The 19,777-nt window shown below is 60.6% G+C and carries 21 protein-coding genes; 8 read left to right on the top strand and 13 right to left on the bottom strand.

Annotated elements, in window-relative coordinates:
* The first annotated feature begins 49 nt into the window (after positions 1 to 49).
* Together SIB72_RS08780 and SIB72_RS08775 are read left to right on the top strand one after the other, a co-directional pair.
* Positions 50 to 544 carry a CRR6 family NdhI maturation factor gene (locus SIB72_RS08780; RefSeq protein ID WP_115120771.1) on the top strand — a complete coding sequence of 165 codons (495 nt, stop codon included), beginning with the start codon at positions 50 to 52 and terminating at the stop codon, positions 542 to 544.
* Positions 545 to 604: 60 nt separating this feature from the next.
* The gene (locus SIB72_RS08775) at positions 605 to 1,594 is read left to right on the top strand and encodes a hypothetical protein (RefSeq protein ID WP_413743657.1); all 990 of its coding nucleotides are present in this window, start codon (positions 605 to 607) and stop codon (positions 1,592 to 1,594) included.
* A gap of 61 nt (positions 1,595 to 1,655) precedes the next feature.
* On the opposite strand, the gene SIB72_RS08770 is transcribed toward SIB72_RS08775, so the two are convergent.
* Positions 1,656 to 2,426, bottom strand: coding sequence for a sulfite exporter TauE/SafE family protein (locus SIB72_RS08770; protein ID WP_115120769.1), 771 nt, complete (start codon positions 2,424 to 2,426; stop codon positions 1,656 to 1,658).
* Between the two features lie 7 nt (positions 2,427 to 2,433).
* Here SIB72_RS08770 and SIB72_RS08765 point away from each other — a divergent pair, with 7 nt between their 5' ends.
* Positions 2,434 to 3,225, top strand: coding sequence for a lipoyl protein ligase domain-containing protein (locus tag SIB72_RS08765; RefSeq protein WP_413743656.1), 792 nt, complete (start codon positions 2,434 to 2,436; stop codon positions 3,223 to 3,225).
* On the opposite strand, the gene SIB72_RS08760 is transcribed toward SIB72_RS08765, so the two are convergent.
* Positions 3,177 to 4,466, bottom strand: a complete 1,290-nt coding sequence (locus SIB72_RS08760) for a site-2 protease family protein (protein WP_115120767.1) — start codon at positions 4,464 to 4,466, stop codon at positions 3,177 to 3,179. The genes SIB72_RS08765 and SIB72_RS08760 overlap by 49 nt on opposite strands.
* Positions 4,467 to 4,548: 82 nt before the next feature.
* Here SIB72_RS08760 and SIB72_RS08755 point away from each other — a divergent pair, with 82 nt between their 5' ends.
* Together SIB72_RS08755 and SIB72_RS08750 are read left to right on the top strand one after the other, a co-directional pair.
* A complete protein-coding gene (locus SIB72_RS08755) occupies positions 4,549 to 5,223 on the top strand; it encodes a phosphoribosylanthranilate isomerase (RefSeq protein WP_115120766.1) in 675 nt (224 codons plus the stop codon).
* Positions 5,224 to 5,246: 23 nt separating this feature from the next.
* Positions 5,247 to 5,780: a hypothetical protein gene (locus tag SIB72_RS08750; protein WP_115120765.1), complete on the top strand. Its 534-nt coding sequence runs from the start codon at positions 5,247 to 5,249 to the stop codon at positions 5,778 to 5,780.
* 8 nt (positions 5,781 to 5,788) lie between these two features.
* Here SIB72_RS08750 and folE read toward each other — a convergent pair whose 3' ends face one another.
* The 6 genes from folE to SIB72_RS08720 all read right to left on the bottom strand — a co-directional run bounded on the left by folE (position 5,789) and on the right by SIB72_RS08720 (position 11,125).
* Positions 5,789 to 6,553, bottom strand: coding sequence for a GTP cyclohydrolase I (folE, locus tag SIB72_RS08745; protein WP_115120764.1), 765 nt, complete (start codon positions 6,551 to 6,553; stop codon positions 5,789 to 5,791).
* An 11-nt stretch (positions 6,554 to 6,564) separates the two neighbouring features.
* A complete protein-coding gene (locus tag SIB72_RS08740; RefSeq protein WP_115120763.1) occupies positions 6,565 to 7,272 on the bottom strand; it encodes an SDR family oxidoreductase in 708 nt (235 codons plus the stop codon).
* A gap of 24 nt (positions 7,273 to 7,296) precedes the next feature.
* The gene (locus SIB72_RS08735; RefSeq protein WP_115120762.1) at positions 7,297 to 8,286 is read right to left on the bottom strand and encodes an acetyl-CoA carboxylase carboxyltransferase subunit alpha; all 990 of its coding nucleotides are present in this window, start codon (positions 8,284 to 8,286) and stop codon (positions 7,297 to 7,299) included.
* 23 nt (positions 8,287 to 8,309) lie between these two features.
* On the bottom strand, positions 8,310 to 9,350 hold the full coding sequence (locus SIB72_RS08730) for a long-chain acyl-[acyl-carrier-protein] reductase (protein ID WP_115120761.1): 1,041 nt from the start codon (positions 9,348 to 9,350) through the stop codon (positions 8,310 to 8,312).
* Between the two features lie 144 nt (positions 9,351 to 9,494).
* Positions 9,495 to 10,226: an aldehyde oxygenase (deformylating) gene (locus tag SIB72_RS08725; protein WP_115120760.1), complete on the bottom strand. Its 732-nt coding sequence runs from the start codon at positions 10,224 to 10,226 to the stop codon at positions 9,495 to 9,497.
* Positions 10,227 to 10,303: 77 nt separating this feature from the next.
* Entirely contained in the window at positions 10,304 to 11,125 is an 822-nt protein-coding gene (locus SIB72_RS08720) for a creatininase family protein (protein WP_413743655.1), read from the bottom strand.
* Positions 11,126 to 11,195: 70 nt separating this feature from the next.
* On the opposite strand from SIB72_RS08720, the gene SIB72_RS08715 reads away from it, so the two are divergent.
* The 3 genes from SIB72_RS08715 to pgeF are packed head-to-tail and all read left to right on the top strand — an operon-like array spanning position 11,196 to position 14,226.
* Positions 11,196 to 12,509 carry a S1 RNA-binding domain-containing protein gene (locus SIB72_RS08715; protein WP_413743654.1) on the top strand — a complete coding sequence of 438 codons (1,314 nt, stop codon included), beginning with the start codon at positions 11,196 to 11,198 and terminating at the stop codon, positions 12,507 to 12,509.
* Positions 12,506 to 13,405: a Tab2 family RNA-binding protein gene (locus SIB72_RS08710; RefSeq protein WP_413743653.1), complete on the top strand. Its 900-nt coding sequence runs from the start codon at positions 12,506 to 12,508 to the stop codon at positions 13,403 to 13,405. The genes SIB72_RS08715 and SIB72_RS08710 overlap by 4 nt, the downstream gene beginning before the upstream one ends.
* Positions 13,402 to 14,226, top strand: coding sequence for a peptidoglycan editing factor PgeF (pgeF, locus tag SIB72_RS08705; protein WP_413743652.1), 825 nt, complete (start codon positions 13,402 to 13,404; stop codon positions 14,224 to 14,226). Before SIB72_RS08710 ends, pgeF begins: the two co-directional genes overlap by 4 nt.
* A gap of 58 nt (positions 14,227 to 14,284) precedes the next feature.
* Here the strand turns inward: pgeF and SIB72_RS08700 are convergent, their stop codons facing one another.
* From SIB72_RS08700 to ilvB, 5 genes are read right to left on the bottom strand one after another with little or no spacing between them, the layout of a single operon-like run.
* A complete protein-coding gene (locus tag SIB72_RS08700; RefSeq protein WP_115120755.1) occupies positions 14,285 to 15,973 on the bottom strand; it encodes an NAD(P)/FAD-dependent oxidoreductase in 1,689 nt (562 codons plus the stop codon).
* Positions 15,974 to 16,005: 32 nt separating this feature from the next.
* Positions 16,006 to 17,244 carry a histidine kinase gene (locus SIB72_RS08695; RefSeq protein ID WP_413743651.1) on the bottom strand — a complete coding sequence of 413 codons (1,239 nt, stop codon included), beginning with the start codon at positions 17,242 to 17,244 and terminating at the stop codon, positions 16,006 to 16,008.
* Positions 17,245 to 17,268: 24 nt separating this feature from the next.
* Entirely contained in the window at positions 17,269 to 17,487 is a 219-nt protein-coding gene (locus tag SIB72_RS08690; RefSeq protein WP_115120965.1) for a GIVxVP protein, read from the bottom strand.
* Positions 17,488 to 17,489: 2 nt separating this feature from the next.
* Positions 17,490 to 17,855 carry a nuclease gene (locus tag SIB72_RS08685; protein WP_413745082.1) on the bottom strand — a complete coding sequence of 122 codons (366 nt, stop codon included), beginning with the start codon at positions 17,853 to 17,855 and terminating at the stop codon, positions 17,490 to 17,492.
* Between the two features lie 17 nt (positions 17,856 to 17,872).
* Entirely contained in the window at positions 17,873 to 19,726 is a 1,854-nt protein-coding gene (ilvB, locus tag SIB72_RS08680) for a biosynthetic-type acetolactate synthase large subunit (RefSeq protein WP_413743650.1), read from the bottom strand.
* Between the last annotated feature and the right edge of the window lie 51 nt (positions 19,727 to 19,777).

Raw genomic sequence — 19,777 nt, 5'->3', positions numbered from 1 at the left:
TCCCGGAGCAGCAAGACGCCATCATTCGCAAAGGCCTGTCACACCACCAATGAATGCCAGTCGCCCCGATCCCGTCATCAACATCGATGCACAAGCGATCCGGGAGCTCGACCTCAGCCCTTTACGCAGTCAAATGACGCGTTCTCTGAACGAACAGCTGAGCGAGGGTGCAGTGCTCGAACTGCGTTATCAGTGGCCTCGGTCTACGGATGATCCAAGAGAGCTCAGTGAATGCCCGGAACCGCGCCTCTGGGCCTTGCGTGCTGATGCCCAGCTGCCTTGGCTGCCCTTGCTCCTGGATCGATCGGGAGGCTCCCTAGCGCAGCATGTGGCCATGCTCGTGCCCCATGACTTCAGCCCCACGGAAGGCATCCGATTCGACCCACAGGCCCTTGAGCTTTGGGTGACCCAGCGGCTGATGCTGCTGGACCATCTCGGCCGTGAGCAGCCCCAGTCGCAGCGAGGCAACCTCGCCCAGATGGCCGCCACCCTGGGTTACGAACTCGACCCAGGGTTCTGGGCACTACTGGATCGCCATGCCTAACAGCCGCATGCCTTCCACGTGAAGCGTCCGCTAGCAGCCAAGCCGTCGCAGAGGTGAGAGATGGGCATCAACGTTTGGATGATCATCGGCTTCCTGGTAGCCGCCTCTTCAGTGGTGGCCAACGATTCGCTGCAGACCCTCGGCACCTACATCTCCTCGAACAAAACACGCACACCCAAGGCTTGGCAGATGCTGTTCATCTGTGCCGTCACGGTGTTCATGTTGATGCTGGGCTGGTTCCTCAACAACGGCGAACCAGCCTGGGGACGTCTCGATCAGTTCCCCCTCCCTGAGCAGGTCACCTGGGCCTACATCATCCCGCCAGTCGCTGTTCTGGCCCTCAGCGCCTGGGGTGCACCAGTCAGCACCTCCTTCCTGCTTCTCTCCGCTTTTGTGCCCGAGACCATTCCCAAACTGCTGGGAAGCTCTCTGTTCGGTTACGCCCTCGCGTTCTGCCTCGGCCTTGCCACTTGGGGGTTGGGCCTGTGGCTTCTGGAGCGCTGGGTCTTCCGCCAAATGCAGGCGGGCACCGACGTGAACAAGGTCTGGTACGGACTGCAGTGGTTCTCCACCGGCTTCCTCTGGAGCATGTGGATGGTGCAGGATCTCGCCAACATCTTCGTGTTCCTGCCTCGCACCCTCGCGTTCATCCCGATGGTGATGTGCAGTTTGAGTCTCTGCGTCGGTCTCTGCGTGCTGGTGGCGATCGGAGGTGGGCCGCTTCAGACAGTGCTGCGCACCAAGACCAACACCGCCGATCTCCGCTCAGCCACGTTGATCGACATCATCTTTGGACTCTGCCTTGGCTTGAAGTCTCTCTTCAGCACTTTTCCGCTCAGCACGACCTGGGTCTTCCTGGGTCTGCTTGGCGGTCGTGAGATCGCGCTTCGCATCAAGGAACAGCAGATCGCAGATGTCTTCACCAACAGCTCTGACAGCAGTCTCGGCAGGAGTCTTGGCAGCGATGTGTTCAAGGCCTTCATCGGTGTGGTGATCAGCCTGGCGATCGCACTGGGCATCCAGCCATTGATCACCTGGAGTGCAGCCTGAGACCAAGCGACGACCAATCCGATCCGTGCTTTCGATCAGTGCTGCCGATCCGTGCTGCCGATCAGTGCATCTGGAGCGCTAGCTGCATGGCACGGCGACCGCTGTCGAGAGCGAGCAGCAAGGCCAGCCCCCTTAGCAACCACGCCAAGGTCTGGGGCTTGATCGAATCAAGCCGTGAAGCACTCCACTGAGCAGCCAGCGCAGCCGTCAAACCGAGCAACAGTCCGATGGAGAGCTGACCCCGGCCTTCGAAAAAAAACTGAAGCGACGCGGCCGAAGCCGAACACGCCACCGCCAGCGTGCTGAACCTGATGGCCAGGCGAATCGGTACATCCAGCCAGCGCACCATCAGCGGCACCATCACCAGCCCTCCTCCCAGGCCGAGCAGACCTCCTGCCAATCCAGCCACAGCACCAACCGCCCCCAGGCCTGTGAGAGGAACACGGAGGGAGTCATCCACCCTGCCGTCGCCCTGTTCGGCGCGAATCGAGACGGTCAGTACCCAGTACATCAGGCTCTGCATCAACAACAGCTGCCAGCCAGCAGCAAACCTGCCAAGCCGGCTGAAGACCAATGCGCTTGCAAACGCCATCAGAGCGATCACAAATCCTTCCTTCCAGGGAATAGCTCGATGGCGCAGATGGATGACCGTCCCCCCCAGCGCTGTGGGCACGATGGCGAAGGTGCTTGTCGCTAGGGCCTGATGGGGTGAGAGCCCCATCCAAAGCAGCAAAGGCGCGAAGATCAGACCACCGCCGATGCCCAGCAGACCCGCCAGGGAACCCGCCAGCAATCCAAGCGGTACCGCCACCAGCAGATCACCAAGCTCCATTCGTGCCATGCCAACCACCGCATCCTGCCGGCCGGACCCTCGCGGTATCGGCCTGAGGCTGCCGTTGCTGGAGCTGGATGGCAGCGAACAGATGGCGCTGGATGCCTGGCTGCTGGACCAATGTGTGCAGGGCAGCCTTGGCTCACCGGTTCTGCGCTTCTACACCTGGCCCGGTGCCTGGTTGTCGCTTGGTCACCACCAGAAAGCTCAGCCGAGCCAGTGGGAACAGCAAGCCCTGGCGGGAGCATTGCAACGGGTCCGCCGCCCGAGCGGCGGCGGGGCCGTCCTCCATGCCGCTGGTCTCACCTATGCCCTGATCTGGCCCCAAGCCCCAAGGGCACGGCGTGAGGCCTATCAGCGCACGAGCCGCTGGCTGATCAACGGCTTCACCCGTCTCGGTGTACATCTGCAGCCGGGCCAATCTGGTGCTTCAGCAGAAGTCGCCAACTGCTTCGCCAGTTCCACAGCAGCAGATCTGGTGGATGATCAAGGCCACAAACGCATCGGCAGCGCTCAGTTCTGGCGGCGCGGCCACCTGCTTCAGCATGGCGAAATCATGCTCTCCCCACCAGTCTCTCTGTGGAGAAGCCTGTTTGAGAGCAGTCCGCCGCCGCCGATCGAGCGGCTCCAGGCAGACGCCATCATTGGGGCACTGACTGCATCACTGCAGAGCCTGTGGCCGGACTGCTCCTGGCAAGACTTCAATCTGAACCATGAGCAATGGCAGCAGGTGCAGAGCCAAAGCGCCGCCTATCGCTTGTCTCCAACAGGCTCGTCTTCCAACAACCCAGAAGCCTGAAGAGATTCCACTGCCTGAAGCAGTGGCAGCCCGAAGGGATACCCATTCTGTCGACGAGCCGCCTCCAACATCTGAGGAGGCAATCGCAGGTTGAGGGCCTTGAGCACAGCCTCGCCCACATCCCCCCGTTCCAGGGTCCCCCCAGGCAACCCTGCACGGTTGATCACCAGCAAGCGTCCCTGGGCACTGGAATCCAAGGCCAGCACAGCTTTCCACAACGGTTCGGCCTCTCGAATGGAGGGCAGGCTGTCGAGTGGCTGCACATGATCCGCCACCGTTTGCCGATCCCACTGCTGAACAGGCAGATCCCGCAACGGTGAATCGTCAATGGTTCCGAGCCAGCGGCCACCCCGGGTGACGAGCACCCAATCCGCAAGCCGAACATCAGCCTCATCCGTCCCCTGGCCGGCAGCCTCGCCTCCCAGCCGAAGTTCGCTCATCCGACGCAGAGGCTGATCGGCTTCCAGCACTCGGAAGCGACGGGCCATCGCCGATCCCACCGTGAGCTGTCGCAGCACCTTCTGGAGCATTAAGACCTGGGTCTGGCTGCGCGAGGCACCCAGGCCAAACCAGCCGAGCATCACCAGCCAAAGGGCACTGATCCCACCGCCTCTGGCAAGGAACAACCACACACCGAGAAAGATCGCGAACAGCGACAGAAAACGACCAGTGGCGGTAGCCACCTGAATGCCCCTGCGTTGACTACCGGTGAACTGCCACACCAGCGCTTTCAGGATCAGCCCCCCATCGAGGGGAAGACCCGGCAGCAAATTAAACAGAGCCAGCACCAGGTTCACCCCTGCCAACTGGAAGACGAGATTGCCGAGCAAGGCGTTGAGGTGGGAAGCGGAATGTCCTGATGCGAACAACATCAGAGACAGCACAAGACTCACCAGAGGCCCAGCCGCAGCCACCCGAAAGGCTCCCATCGCAGTGGAACACTCGCGTTCAACGCTGGCCACACCTCCCAGCAGAAACAGGGTGATACTGCGCACCTTCACACCTTCACGCAATGCCACTAGGGAGTGACCAAGCTCGTGCAGCAAGACAGACAAAAAGAGCAGCAGCGCCGTGACCAGGCCGATCAACCAGGTCAGGCCCGGGGAAAGCAGTTGAGAGGCGGGCAGCTCACTCAACTGATCCCTAAAGGCAAGGGTGGCGAGCGCCAGGATCAGAAACCAGCTGGGATGCACCCGCAGAGGAATCCCCCGGATGCGCATCAGCTGCCAACCTTCACCCACGGGAGTCCTCCTTCGGGCCGCATTAGGGCCCTCTTGCTTCCAATCCTAGAAACTGCTTTCCAGCGGCCTCGCCCCTCCTTCCATGCCCCACTCCGCCGTTGCCGTCAAAATCTGCGGTCTCACCGACATCAACCAGGCCGATGCGGTCGCAGCAATGGGGGCGCAAGCGATTGGCGTCATCGGAGTGGAAGGCTCACCTCGCTTCGTTGCTGAGGCCAAACGGCGAGAGTTGTTCATGCACCTCCAGCACCACCATCCCGATGTGGAGAGGGTGTGGGTTGTGGCGGATCTCGATGAGCAAACCCTTGATGCCGCTCTCGGCGGCGATGGGGTCCCCTCCGTGGTTCAGCTCCATGGCGATGAATCACCCCAACGTTGCGCGCAGCTGCGCAGCAGACACCCCTGCACCCAATGGTGGAAAGCCCTGCGGCTGCGCCAAGCTCAGGATCTAAGACGTCTGCAGGGATACGGGGCCTGCGTCGATGCGCTGCTGCTGGATGCCTGGAGTCCCGACCAACTGGGCGGCACAGGCCATCGACTCAATCTGGACTGGCTGGAGACGTTGGACCGTCATCGGCCCGCTTCACTGCCCTGGTGGCTGGCTGGTGGCATCAGTGCCGAATGGATCCCAAAACTGCTCGGGAAGGTACGCCCGGATGGCCTCGATGCCTCCAGTCGCCTGGAGACCGCACCCGGCATCAAGAACCTGACGAAAGTGCAGGCCCTGATCGAAGCCGCAAGTCAAAACCACTCCTAGCGTGGGTTGACTGCACACCAAACATGGGTTCTACCCAGCATCGTTTGACACGCCTGGGCTTGCGGAGCGGTCTGATCGTCTGCATCGGTGCCCCGGTGATGCTCTGCTCAGCTGCCAGCTATGGCCAAGGAATGTTGACGGGCTGCCGACTCGAGAATGGCAGTCTGCAGTGTGTGCCTGGGCTCACCGCCTCGCCCCAGCAACAGATTCAGGTGCTGGAAGGACAGATCACGGCCGACCATGAACAGGAAGGTCGAATCGAGCAAACCATTGCAGGGCTGCATCACTTCGTGCTTGAGGGAGACGCCCGTGAGGGCACTCTGATCAGAGCCCGACTGAAGCTGGATGGCAGCAGCATCGAATCGGTGCACATCCATTGGTATCGACGCGCTGGTGATGGCCCCTGGCAACTGGTGACGAACGACTCTGAAAGCAGCTACAGGCTTAAGTCTGAGGATGCTGGCCAAGCCGTCATGGCAGTGCTGACGGTGACCAACGAGCAGGGAAGCGTGAGCCGCGTCAAGAGCAACACCATTGGGCCCGTTGTTGGGCCCTGAAGTGCCGATCAGGTGCTCAGCAGCGCTTCTTGTTGACGAACCAGTTCAAAGAATTCCAGCTTGAGACTGGGATCGTGGCGGAAATCACCACGCACAACCGAATTCACCATGCTCGTCTGGGGTTCGCGCACTCCACGCCACTTCATGCAGTAGTGCTGTGCCTTGACGATGATCCCAAGCCCCTGAGGCTGACACAGGCGCTCGATCTCGTCAGCCAGGATCATCACCGCCTCTTCCTGGATATGGGGACGGGAGAACACCCAGTCGGCGACACGGGTGAACTTGGAGAGACCAATGACGCGACTGCCTGGTTTGATCCCAATCCAGCAGTTGCCCATGATTGGCACCAGATGATGAGAACAAGCGGAGCGCACCGTGATCGGGCCAACCGTATAGATCTCGTCAAGCTCCTTGACGTTGGGGAAGCTGGCCACCTTGGGCTGCTGGTGGTAGCGCCCCTTGAAGACCTCATGCAGATACATCCGAGCGACTCGCTCAGCGGTCTCTTCAGTGTTGTGGTCGTTCTCGATATCGATCACGAGGGTGCGGAGCAAATCACGCACTCGATCAGACACCTCGCTCTCGAGAGCCTGCAGTTCCCCAGGGAGGATGTAATCGGCGATGTTGTCATTCGCCAGGAAGGAGACACCGGCGGACTTGAGACGCGCACTGATCTGTGCCGAAACGGTCGGCACGAGTTCAGCAAGGTCCTGCTGGACCAGTGCCTTGTCACTACTGAGTCCGTTGCCGTTGGCTGGAAGCGTTGAAGTCATGAAAGGCGAAATCAGAAAGCGCCGGTGGATGGCATGAGGGTGAGGTCTTCGATCACCTGTGTTGCCGGTTGCTGAGCAAGGTGAAGAAGTGCTGCGGCTGCTTGCTCGAGGGGCAGCATGGCACGCCGGTCGAAAGAGCTTTCAACCGTGGAGCTGTCCCAGAGTGGCGAATCAACGGCACCGAGTGTGAGTGTGCAGGCACGAATGCCGTTCGTACGCTCTTCTTCGGCGAGACAACGGGTAAAACTCGCCAGCGCCGCTTTTGTAGTGCAATACGCACCCCATCCGGGAAATGCATTCCGAGCTGCATGGCTACTGACATTAATGACCAGGCCACCGGCACCGCGCATGGCAGGCACAACCGCAGCACACATCTGAAACGTGCTGGTGAGATTGAGCTGTAACAACCACTGCCAGCGCTCCAACGTCATCGCAAGCAAGTCGCCGGTGTAAGCGGCACCAGCGTTGTTGATCAACACGGATGGACGCAAACCTTGCGCGAGCAATTGCTCAACCGCTGGCGCAATCGCTTCCGGATCACAAAGATCACAAGCGCGATAGACAACCCTGCGACCGGTGGGGGTGAGTTCCGCAGCAAGTGACTGCAGAGCAGCCTCACTACGGGAGAGCAGGAGGAGATCCCAACCTGCTTGAGCGAACGCTTGGGCGGCCGCATGGCCGATCCCCCGAGACGCTCCTGTGATCAATACAGACGGCAACGAGCCTCAGCAAGCCTGTAAACCCTAAACAGCCAGATCGTTTTCTGTTGTTCCAGCGGTGAGGACCCGACCCATCGCTCGGAACTTGCGATAGCGCTGATCACGCAACTCCTTGGAACTCAGGGACTCCAATTCACCAAGATGGCGCTCAATCGCCTCCTTCAGCACCTCACCCGCCTGGAGCGGAGCCCAGTTATTACCGCCTGCCGGCTCGGGAAGAACCTCATCGACCACACCGAGACTGCGCAGATCCGGGCCGGTGATGCGCAGGGCAGCAGCTGCCTCAGGAGCTTTGGCCGCATCACGCCAGAGGATCGAAGCGCAGGCTTCTGGGCTGGCCACGGTATAGACACTGTGCTGGAACATCAGCAGACGATCGGCAACACCGATCCCAAGAGCTCCACCGGAGCCGCCCTCACCGATCACCGTGGCGATGACTGGAACCCGCAGGCGAAACATTTCCCTGAGGTTGACAGCAATCGCTTCCCCCTGACCCTGCTCCTCGGCGAGCAGACCGGCATAGGCCCCTGGGGTATCGATGAAAGAAAGAATCGGCAGCCCAAAGCGATCGGCGTGATCCATCAGACGCATTGCCTTGCGATAGCCACCTGGAGTAGCCATCCCAAAATTGCGTGCCACGTTCTCTTTGGTATCCCGCCCTTTCTGATGGCCGATTAACAGCACAGATCGCTGACCGATGCGACCAACCCCCCCGACAAGTGCCTGATCATCACTACCGCGACGGTCGCCATGCAGTTCCACCCATTCATCGCAGAACATCTGGATGTAATCCAGCGTGCTGGGACGGTGAGGGTGACGAGCCACCTGGATCTTCTGTGCCGGAGTCAGGCTCGAGAAGATTTCCTCACGCCGTCGGGCCGCCAGGGTTTCAAGCTGCAGGAGCTGCTGGCTCACATCCACTTCCGAACTGCGCGCCAACTCACGGATCTGCTCGATCTGCTGCTCGAGCTCTACCAATGGCTTTTCGAACTCAAGCAGGTGACGTCTGGCCATGGCAGGAGAGGGAGGAGTGAGGGTCAGGCGGCAGCAGCCTGAAGCTGGGGGTTGAGATTGAGGGTGGAGAAACCGTGCCGCACGGACGCCTCTCCGATGAAATCCATTTTCTCAAGCGTGATGTTGTTGCGTCCCCAGCTGAAGTTGGTGTGGCAGGCCTCGAACTCAAGCAGCATTGCTTCTGCGAAGCAGGCAAACATCTGTCGTTGTGGCTTCTCCATCTCGGCAATCTCCATCATCGACCAGCCAATATCACTACCGAATTCGACGATGCCCCCTTTCAGGACATGCACTCCTGAGCCTGCGATCTTGGCATCCAAGTTCTTGGGATAACCACCATCAATCATGAGGCAGGGTTTACGGAGAGAGGCTGAATCAATCTCCAGCGTGCGGGGCATGCTGGCGACCCAGACCACCACATCCGCTTCCGGAAGAGCCTCCTCAAGAGACAGGATCCGTCCGCCGCCGAGTTCCTCCTGAAGATCCTGTAGGGGCTGTTGTTGACGGGCCACAAGCAGCAGCTCACCGACTCCTGTTCGATTCACCAGCCAGCGACACACCGCACTGCCGATATCCCCCGTGGCTCCCACCACAGCCACCTTGGCCGTGTTCAGGGAGATCCCCAGCAGCGGAGCATTGTTCTCAACCTGCCGACTAATCACCCAGGCGGTATGGGTGTTGCCTGTTGTGAATCGCTCCCATTCGAGGGTGGTGCTGCGTACGTGCTGATGCTGCAGCAAGTTGAAATTCTCGAAAATGATCGAGGTGAATCCACCCAGGGCAGTGATGTTGATGCCCTTCTTCTGAGCGAGCTCCATGGCATTGAGCACCTTGCGACGCGCCGTCTTGAAGCGGCTGAGCATCTCAGGAACGAAGCAGGAGTCGATGTAGGCGCCTTGGATGGTCTTGCCGGTGGCACTGGTGACCTCGACATGCTCAACCAGTTGTGGTGGCGCACTGCACCACACATCGAGATCACCTTCAGCGATGTGATCGAACCCAAGCTCGGAAGCTTTGCGCCTTGCGGCCTCAAAGCTGGTGGAATGTCCGATCAGACCAAACATGTACCGCTGTCGATCAACAGATTGAGCTTCCCTTTCCGAAATGGCTTGAGGGTTGATGCGGCCATGCTCTCACGAAAGCCTGTAGCGGAGGCTACGTGAGCTGAGTACTGGCGGTCCAAATGCAACAGGACCGCCTAAGCGGAGTCAGACGGCGAGCGCGGCTGCAGCCATGCGGGCGATGTCACGGGAGGTGAAGCCGATCTCATTCAGGGCCTCCTGATAAGCGATCAGGAAATCCTCGATCAGGTCCTCCTTCTCCATGTGGAGAACAGCGGCATCCTTCGCCACTTCTTCCAGCATGGAGCGAATCAATGGCAGGTTGACCCGATTGGCCTCCATCAGCTCGTCTTTGCTGGTTTCGAAATTGGCTTTGAGCCACTCCTGCCCGTAATTCAGATGGGTGTACTCGTCCTTGACGACCCCTTCAGTGATCTTGCGTGCGAAAGGATCGGCGACAGGGATATAGATGTGATACGCCGAGATCGCAAAGGCCTCGATCAGGAGGGCCTGGATCAAGAGGCAGGTCACGACCTTGCCGTCCTTCAAAGCCTGCTGGAAATTCCCGTGCAAGGGAGCAAAGAAGGTGCGTGCGAAATCCATGTCCGCTGCCACACCAAGGTTGTTACCACAAGCGGTGAAGCCCTTCATGTGCTTCATCTCCATTCTGGCCAGGCCCTTGAGCTCATCAGCCTGCTCGGGAATCAATGTGCCGAGGGAGATGTAGTTGTCATGCGCTTCCTGCTCGCCCTCAATCACGATCGCGTTGATGCGGCTATAGGCATCTTTGTAAGCCGCACTGCTGAAATCAGGCAGCTGAGAAGCAGTTACTTCCTGATCACTGATGGCAGCGACCTCAGGCGAATTGAGGGTCGGCATGGATCGTTCCGCTACGTAGGCAATGCGTGCGACTGTAACCAGCACAACCACGATTGGCTCGAATTAAGTCCAGGAGATCACGAGCTGAGAACAGAATTCACAGGCGGCCAGGCACTGGCAAGAAGGCTGAGAAACAAGTGCTGCCAGTGATCAACAACGGTTTTTTCCAGCTGACGTCCGAGTTCAACGGATGCACCGCGGCTATCGCCAACAACTCCCGTTCGACTGAGATCGGCGGTCAACCAGGCGAAGGGAGCCGCCCCCTCCAGGCTCCACCCATCCGGAGGAGTCGCAGCAGCTGAAGGGTGGCGATGCTCACCATCCACTGGGCGCTGATCACGCACCAGAGACGGCTCCAATGCGAGCATCAAACTCGTTTCAGCCAGGCCGGCATGGAGACCGCTATCCCCCTCCGAAAGCGGCAGCAGCTCCTTCAATCCAGGCACCCCACTCCAGAGGAAACAAGGAAGGACTGCCATGGTGGGGGTCTGCGCCCTTAGCTCCCTCGCCGCGGCCTGAAGCAATCCGATCTGGCCGCCATGGGCATTAAAAAGAACAAGACGGCGGACTCCCAAATCAGCAAGCTGAAGCCCCACTGTCTCGACCAAACGGATCAGCAGATCAGACGGGAGAGAGAGCGTTCCGGGGAAGCCGACATGCTCTGGGGAGAAGCCGATGGCCTGCACAGGCAGCCGCCAGATTGGGGCGTCAGGAGGTAACCCCGCCAGGATCTGATCCAGCATCCGATCCGCAAAGAGAGCATCTGTTGACAGAGGCAGATGGGGACCATGCTGTTCAAGAGCACCAAAGGGCCAAACAACGGTGGCCCCCTCTTGCTGAAGCTGCTCAGCGACCTCCGGCCAGGTGAGACGCTCAAGCCAGCGCTGCGGACTAGACATCGGACATCAGGTTGGCAGCAGACTCCCACCCTGCCTGTCAGACTGGTCGATCGACGAGTACCAGGGGCCCATGGCCGGATCAGGCAGCCCGCAGCCCAAACAACCCAGGGCCCCAAAGCCTTCCCCTGAGGGGCCGCGCAAGCCCCCTCAGGTGATGCAAATCACCCGACGTGATGAGCAAGACCGGCTGCGCCGGGAAGCCGATGAAGCCAGAGCAGCGGCAGAAGCCGCCGTACAAAAGGCTCGTGCGCTGGAGCAAGCAGCGCAGGACGCTGGTGCTGCAGGCGGAACCAAAGCTCAGCCTCCGTCGCGTCCAAACGCTCCCACCGTTGGGGATGACGCTTTGTTTGACACCTCCGAATTGGAGGGTCTTTCGATGGCCGACCTGCTCGGCCCCTCTGACAGCAGCTCCCGCGCCGGGAACCAGCGCAAATCTGCTGCCTCGAACGCTTCCGCGGAAGACAGCCGTGCGCAGGCCCGCAGCCACAGCGTGGACGACTTCGACTTCGACGAAGAAGCATTCCTGGCTGCCCTCGATCAGAACGAACCCATCGGCACAACAGGTGATGTGGTCGCCGGCACCGTGATTGGCCTGGAGAGCGATGGTGTCTATGTCGACATCGGCGGCAAAGCTCCGGGTTTTATGCCCAAAAGTGAATGCGGCCTGGGCGTGATCACCAACCTGAAGGAACGCTTTCCCAAAGGGCTCCAGGTGGAGGTGCTGGTCACCCGTGAACAGAACGCCGACGGCATGGTGACCATCAGCTGCCGCGCCTTGGCACTGCGTCAGAGCTGGGACAAAGTGAAGCTGCTGGAATCAGAAGGCAAGGTCGTCCAGGTGAAAGTGAGCGGATTCAACCGCGGCGGTGTGACCTGCGAACTGGAAGGGCTGCGTGGCTTTATCCCGCGCTCCCAGCTGCAGGACGGCGAAAATCACGAAGCACTCGTTGGCAAAACCCTGGGTGCAGCTTTCCTTGAAGTGAATTCAGAAACCCGAAAACTGGTGCTCTCGGAGAAAAGAGCAGCCACCGCCGCCCTCTTCTCCGAACTGGAAGTGGGACAACTGGTGGAAGGTCACGTGGTGGCAGTCAAGCCCTACGGCTTCTTTGTGGACCTCGGTGGAATCAGCGGTCTGCTGCACCAGTCAGTGGTCACAGGCGGAAGCATGCGCTCCCTCCGAGAGGTGTTCGATCATGGCGATGCAGTCAAAGCCCTCATCACCGAGCTTGACCCGGGGAGAGGACGCATCGCCCTGAACACCGCCATGCTCGAAGGTCAGCCTGGTGAACTTCTGGTTGAGAAAGACAAAGTGATGGCCGAAGCCGTCGATCGAGCCAATCGTGCTCGTAACGTCCTCAGACAACAAGAACAAGCAGCCGGATGATCACGGCCGACGAGCCCGCCAGCACCTCCCTCGATCGCCAGGCCGACTGGGAGCTCGATTTCTATTCCAGGCCGATCCTTGAACCGGATGGGAAGAAACGCTGGGAACTGCTGATCAGCAGCACACCTTTGCTCAACGGTGGCGAACCCTTTCGCTATTCCCGGCGTTGCCCTGCTGGGGAGGTCAATTCCACCTGGCTTGCCGCCGCTCTACGCGATGCCTTGGCCACCGCGGAAGCTGATGGCTGGAAACCACCAAGGCGTCTGCGCTCCTGGCGAAGCGCCATGCGAACGATGGTGCAGCGGGCCGCCGCTGAGCTCGACCTCGAAGTTGTCCCGAGCCGTCGCACCTATGCCCTGATCGACTGGATGGGTGAACTTGAGCGGGATGTCTACCCCCAAGAAGAGGGATTCATGGCAGGCCCCCTGGCGCCACCACCCGTTCCAGTGAGCACCCCTGCAGTACCTCTACCCGACGCCATCTGTGGTGATGCCTGGAGCTGGGCCAACCTCCCCCTTGGCAGCCTGGCCGAAGCTGGGGAATGGCCCATGGGATTCAATGGCCTCCTGCCGATCGACCCAGAGCTTGATCCAGACCTTCCCATCCCTGGCCTGCGTCTGTTCAGTCGCACCAGGGCTTTAGCCATCGCTGGCTGGCTGGGGGGGCTTGAACCGGTGCGGCTTCGAATCGATGGCCAGCAGCTCGTCCTGGATGCAGGACAGGACGACAGTTGGCTGGTCACTGACCTAGACGCCAGTGGCACCGCGGCGGCTAAGGAAGCCCTCAGGCTGACTCGGGACCAAGCCGGTGGACTCCAGTTCATCGCCGTCCAGACCACGCCAGACAACCCCCGTTTTGAAGGCTTCTGGATGCTTCGGGATCAGCCCGAGCCATGAGCACGGCCGAGGAGACAGTTCCTGACCCCTTCAGCTCTCCTGACAGCACCTTTAACAGCCTTCCTGGCTGGACCTGGATCGGCTGTTATGGCGGGTATTACCTCAGCTGTGACCTGCTTGAAACCGCAGGCTTTGAGCAGGGCTTCTTCACCCGCCGCTGGCAGGGTCGAGAACCGGACGAGCTCGCCACTTACCTTTCGGCAGGCATCACGGTGCATCGCCCAAAGCAGGTGCACAGCAACACAGTGCTCGAAGCCTCTGACGCCGATCGCCCCCCCTGGCCGGATGCTGATGGTCTTGTCAGTGATCGCGGCAGTCAGAGCCTTTGGGTCTGTGGTGCGGACTGCACCCCGGTGCTGCTGGCCGACCCAGAAAGCGGTCATGTGGCCGCCTGCCATGCCGGCTGGCGGGGTGTTGCCAGCGGCATCCTCAGGGAAGCGATCCAGCGGCTAGAGCAGCGCGGCGGCGGACGGGGACAACTCCTCGTGGCGCTGGGTCCGGCGGTCAGCGGACAGTGTTATCAAGTTGAGCAACCGGTTGCCGAGCAGGTGATGGCCTCTTTGGAGGGCAACGGGCCATGCGATCAAATTGACCCTGGCCTACGCGAACGGATCGTGCTCAACGATCCTGAACAAGACCGCTGTCGTCTCGACATCCGAGCCGCGGCCTCAGCCCAGCTGCAGGCTGCCGGTATCAGGGCAGAACACATCAGCCTGTGCCCTCTTTGCACCGTCACAGAAGCACCCTTGTTTCACTCCTGGCGCAGGGATCAGGTGAAGGCCGTGCAATGGAGTGGCATCGTCTCCCAGGCAGCGATCTGATCTGATCTGATCTGATCTGATCTGATCTGATCTGTTCTGTTCCGGCCCGTTGTTTTGATCAACGCTGGGAGATCAGACGCAGGGCCACCGCTTCAGCAGCCCTGATGCCGTCGATCGCAGCAGAGAGAATCCCACCGGCATAGCCGGCACCCTCGCCTGCAGGAGTGAGGCCGGCTGTATTGACCGATTCGCAGCCGTCATTGCGAGGAAGACGCACCGGCGATGACGTGCGTGTCTCCACTCCGGTGATCAGGGCATCAGGATGGTCATAGTCTTTGAGACGACGACCAAAGACCGGCAAAGCCTCCTGCAACGCCGCGATCATGTCTGCAGGCAAGGCCTGGCGCAGGTCCGAAGGCTTCACCCCAGGCTGATAAGAGGGTGTGATCCTGCCGAGTGCAGTGCTGGGGCGGTTGGCCAGAAAATCCTCTAAACGTTGTGCGGGAGCGCTGTAATCACCACCCCCGAGGGAGAAGGCCCTCTCTTCAAGCGCCTGCTGGAAGGCAACTCCGGCCAGCGGATCCCCTGGGAAGCGTTGATGAGGCGCCAGATCCTCCTCAAGCACAGGCATCACAAGCCCACTGTTGGCATTGCGCTCGTTACGAGAGTGCTGACTCATGCCGTTGGTCACCACCCGCCCTGGCTCACTGGTCGCCCCTACCACCATCCCACCCGGACACATGCAGAAGCTGTAAACACATCGGCCATTCGTGGCATGGTGCACAAGCTTGTACTCCGCCGCACCCAAGCGAGGATGGCCGGCCTTGCATCCCCAACGGGCCTGATCGATGAGCGTCTGCGGATGCTCGATCCGGAAGCCCACCGCGAAGGGCTTTGCACGCATGGCCACCCCCTGCTTCTCGAGCATCGAGAATGTGTCACGGGCGGAATGGCCGGGAGCAAGCACGGCCTGCTGACAGGCCAACCGACTGCCATCTGCCAGGAGCAGACCGACTAAACGTTGCCTTGGGCCGGCGGAATCATCCCATCCCGGCTGATCTTGGGGCTCAATCAGAGGTTCAAGAATCAGCTCCTGAACTTTCGCCCCAAAGCGCACCTCCCCTCCAAGCTGCTCGATCCGGGACCGCAGACCTCGCACCACGGTGGCGAGTTTGAACGTGCCGATATGGGGACGATGCACCGTGAGGATCTCCGGGTTGGCGCCGCTTGCAACCAACTCCTCCAGAACCTTGCGGCCGTAGTGCTCAGGATCACTCACCTGGCTGTAAAGCTTGCCGTCTGAAAAGGTGCCTGCCCCCCCTTCCCCGAACTGCACGTTCGATTCGGGCTGCAGAGGCCGCTGGCCACGCCAGAAACCGAAGGTATCAGCAGTGCGCTGTTTCACCGGCTGGCCGCGCTCCAACAGCAGCGGCCGGAATCCCATCTGTGCCAGCAGAAGAGCCGCGAAATAGCCGCATGGCCCGGCTCCGATCACAACAGGACGACTTTGGCCATCGAGCCCGAAACCAGCCGGAGCCTGAACCACAAGCTCGTAACGCATGTCGGGTGCGATCCGCAGTCGCTGATCGCCGCGATGCTTCTTGAGCAGCGCCGCCTCTCCACGCACCTCCACATCCAAGCTGTAGATCAATTGGATGCGTTCCTGGCGACGCGCATCGATGCTGCGCTTGATCAAACGATGGTTCAGCAACCGATCTGGCGGAATGCGCAGGCGCCGCAAAAGCGCCGCCTCAAGATCCTGAGGCCCATGGTCCAGAGGCAGACGCACCTCGGTCAAGCGCAACACCGGCGTCCACTGCCTCAGTCATCCTAAAAACCTTACTGAGCCGGGATCAGACGGGTTTCGGCGCCCCCTGTCGGGGCGCGTCCCGGACGAAGAGCGAAATCACTAGCCACACCCTCCAAGCGGGCTGACTCTCCCTCGCGCCGCAGAGCGATCGCCCTGCAGAGCGAGACCGGCTGAGCAGAGGGGGCTACCCAGGCCAGGGGGTCCCGGGTGCCATCACTGGCGAGGGGAGAAGGGCCAACACTGGAGAGAGCCAGCACCCGGGACGTTTCAAATCCGGCGGCGGCAATCAAATCGGGGGCATACCCCCAGCGCTGTGAAAAGGCTTTGGTGAAGCCCTTCCAGTTAGGGCCATGGGCGGGCTGGCTCAGCACGATCTGAGGCCAAGGCTGAGCAGAGACAGCAGAGGCTTGGGGACTGCTCAGCAACCAAATCCAACCGGGATCGCGACCACTGAGTGATCCGATCTGACGCTCTCGGAGTGCGACGGCAAGATCACCATCAGGAGGAGCTGCCAACACCAAGGCATCAGGACCAAGCCAATCGAGATCCTTGGTGAGCAGAGCCCAGGGTTCCCGATCACCCGGTGTCATCGACTGCACATCGTCCTGGGTATAAGACAGCACCGTGCCGCCTAGGCCCTCAAACAGCTCCACGAAGGGTTGAGCGAAGTCCCCCTCCAAAGCAGTGGGATCACTCACCACCATCACTCGGGTCCAGCCACGATCGATGGCAGCCTGGGCAAGGGCTCTCAGGTCGTCCCGCCGAGACGGCAGCAAGGGCAACAGTCGACCCTGCTCATCAAGACCGCTGAGGCTGTCAAGCGAGGGGCCGCGCTGATGACCCAGCAAGACGCGCGCATCACCATCCTGCGCCAGCCGGCTGAAGCTACGCAGATCAGCCGCATAGGGCGCCACGACCAGGGGAGGCAGAACCGGTTGATTGTCAGCATCTCGAGGGAAGAGAGCGGTCGGATCGTCATCCCAGCCAAGGGACTGGATCACCATCGCAACAGGCTCCGCCCCACACGCACGCACCGCCTGCTCACCGAGCACCAGCCCCTGCAGAAAGGATTGCCGTGCGCTTTCAAGTCCCTCTGGGATCAGCAGAACCACAGGAGCGCTGATCTGTCGGCTGGCAGCCATGGCCTGGCAACCCACAACGCTGGCCACCACAAACAATGCTGTACGCCAACGCAAGCAGGACAACCTTGTGAACCACGATGGCCGCTGGGTGTTGTCGTTGGTGTCCGCCTCGGAGGGAAGGGCCATGGGGAAAATCCAGGCCGTACCAAGCTAGGGAGAGCTGTCGTGGCCGTCCGTTTTTGTGACAGGATCCGAGTCTGGGATCAGATAGGCCAGAAGTCCCACAGCAGGCAACAGAAGGCCCAGGCCGACAGCGAGAGGTCGATTCGCTTCTGCCGCGTCATTCCAGATCGCTGTGCACAGGAAAGCAACTCCCAGCACGATGCAAGGCACCATCACCACTCCGGAAGCAACACGATTACGAGACACGGTCAGGAAGCGGAGCAAGTAAAGCGGGCAAGGCCGGCTTCCGCCAGTTCCAGACTGAGGTCTTGCTCCTCTCCAAGGGGAGTAACGCGTGCCAACAGTGTGCCTTCAAGCACTCCTTCAGGCCGAAAATTGACCCTTCGGCGTCGAGGGAGAGCCTTTTTCAACCATTCAGTGGCTGCCTGCTCATCGGCGGGGTCCACCTCCAGGCAAGCCAGCTGAACGGTGTAATTGCGGTTGCGATCGCCGATCTGCAGCAAGGACGACGATCGGACCTGAAGCACCTCGGCCCCCCAGGCATGCAGTGGCCAAGCGAGCAGAGCCACCAACAGCAGAGCAACCGAGCAGGCTCGACGGCTCCAAGTCGGGATCAACGCCGCCAGCGTGATCAAAGCGATGCCCCGCAAGAGGGACAAAAGCGGTGTTCATGACTGGTGACTGCACCACAGGAGCCGCAGGTTCGGGTCGGATCCATAGCCAATTCGGGATGGGAGGGTAAGCCCACCATCTGGGCATTGCTGCAGCCGGGCGGCACCATCGGATAGCAATTCTCACCACGCCGCACTCGCACGTCGATCAGCATCGGCCCTGGGGTCCGAAGGGCCTCCTGCAGTCGGGGCACCAGCATCTCGCGCGAATCGATGCGGATGCCACCAACCCCGAAGGATTCGGAGAGCGCAACGAAATCGGGCATGCCGGTCTGCATGTTTGAGGCGGAATAGCGCTCCTCGTAGAAACTTTCTTGCCACTGGCGCACCATGCCTTGCCACTGGTTATTAACGATCACGACCTTCACAGGCAGTTGGTACTGCGCGAGGGTTCCCAACTCCTGAATGTTCATCAGGATGCTGGCGTCACCCGCCACACACACCACCGTGCTATCGGGGAAAGCGGCCTGTGCCCCCAAGGCAGCAGGCATGCCGAAGCCCATGGTGCCAAGACCGGCACTACTGATCCACTGACGAGGTCCATTGCGCAGGTATTGCGCTGACCACATTTGATGCTGCCCCACATCGGTGGTGACGATCGCCCCGGTGGTGAGATCGCGGAGGGCGATCAGCACTTCCTGGGGATAAATCGGCCCATCAGGTGTAGGCACGCTGAGTGGATAGCGCTGTTTCCAGCTGTCGATCTTCTCCAGCCACGGAGCGGTCGAAGGACTGACCTCCCTCTGGCGACTCTGCTGAACCAGCTGGTTCATGCTCTGGGCTAGATCACCCAGAACCGCCACATCGGCACGGCGCGTTTTGCCGATCTCAGCCGGATCAATCTCGAATTGCACGACACGAGCCCTAGGGGCGAATGTATCGAGCTTTCCTGTGACGCGGTCATCGAAGCGAGCACCCACTGCGATCAGCAAATCGCATTCGGTCACGGCGAAGTTGGCATAAGCAGTGCCATGCATCCCGAGCATGCCCACTGCGAGAGGATCATTCTCGTCAAACGCGCCCTTGCCCATCAACGTGGTGGTAACTGGCAGCTTGTGGCGATTGGCCAACTCGGCCAAGGATTGATGCACACCAGCGGAAATCGCTCCACCCCCTACGTAAAGCAAGGGACGCTGGGCCGCCTGGATCAGATCAAGGGCTGAGGCAATCGCAGCAGGATCAGGCGGCTGCGGCAGACGGAAGCCGACGGGTACCACCGAGCCTGGTTCCATCGGCACATAATCGAATTCCTCCTGTCCCACATCCTTGGGGATGTCGATCAGCACGGGACCAGGACGCCCGGAAGCGGCGATAAAGAAGGCCTGTGCCACCACGGAAGCAAGATCGGCTGGATCCCGAACCACCCAGGAATGCTTCACAATCGGAAGGGTGATTCCGAAAATGTCGGTCTCCTGAAAAGCATCGGTGCCAATGGCCGGACGGGGCACCTGACCCGTGATCACCACCATCGGGACGGAGTCCATCTGGGCGGTGGCGATGCCGGTGACCAGATTGGTTGCTCCAGGGCCTGAAGTTCCGAAGCACACGCCCACGCGCCCAGTGGCACGGGCATAGGCATCAGCGGCATGGGTTCCCGCCTGCTCGTGGCGCACCAGGATGTGACGAACCCATCCCTGTTGCTCTGCCAGATGCAGGGCGTCGTAAATCGGCAGGATCGCGCCGCCTGGATAGCCGAAGATCGTGTCCACTCCGTGACGACGGAGTGCATCCATCAGCGCTTCAGCACCGGTGATCCGTTGCCTGCCGTCCTGAAGGGACGTACCAGAGACCGTCGGCGCAGAAGTCAGGGTCACAGCGTCGTCACACAGGGCCAACCTTCAGATTAAGGTCCAACCCGTCATCTG

This window comes from Synechococcus sp. MIT S9451, assembly GCF_047304725.1.
Classification (GTDB): Bacteria; Cyanobacteriota; Cyanobacteriia; order PCC-6307; family Cyanobiaceae; genus Synechococcus_C.
Note: the sequence above shows the minus strand (reverse complement) of the source record. Positions and strands in the feature narration are given on the sequence as shown.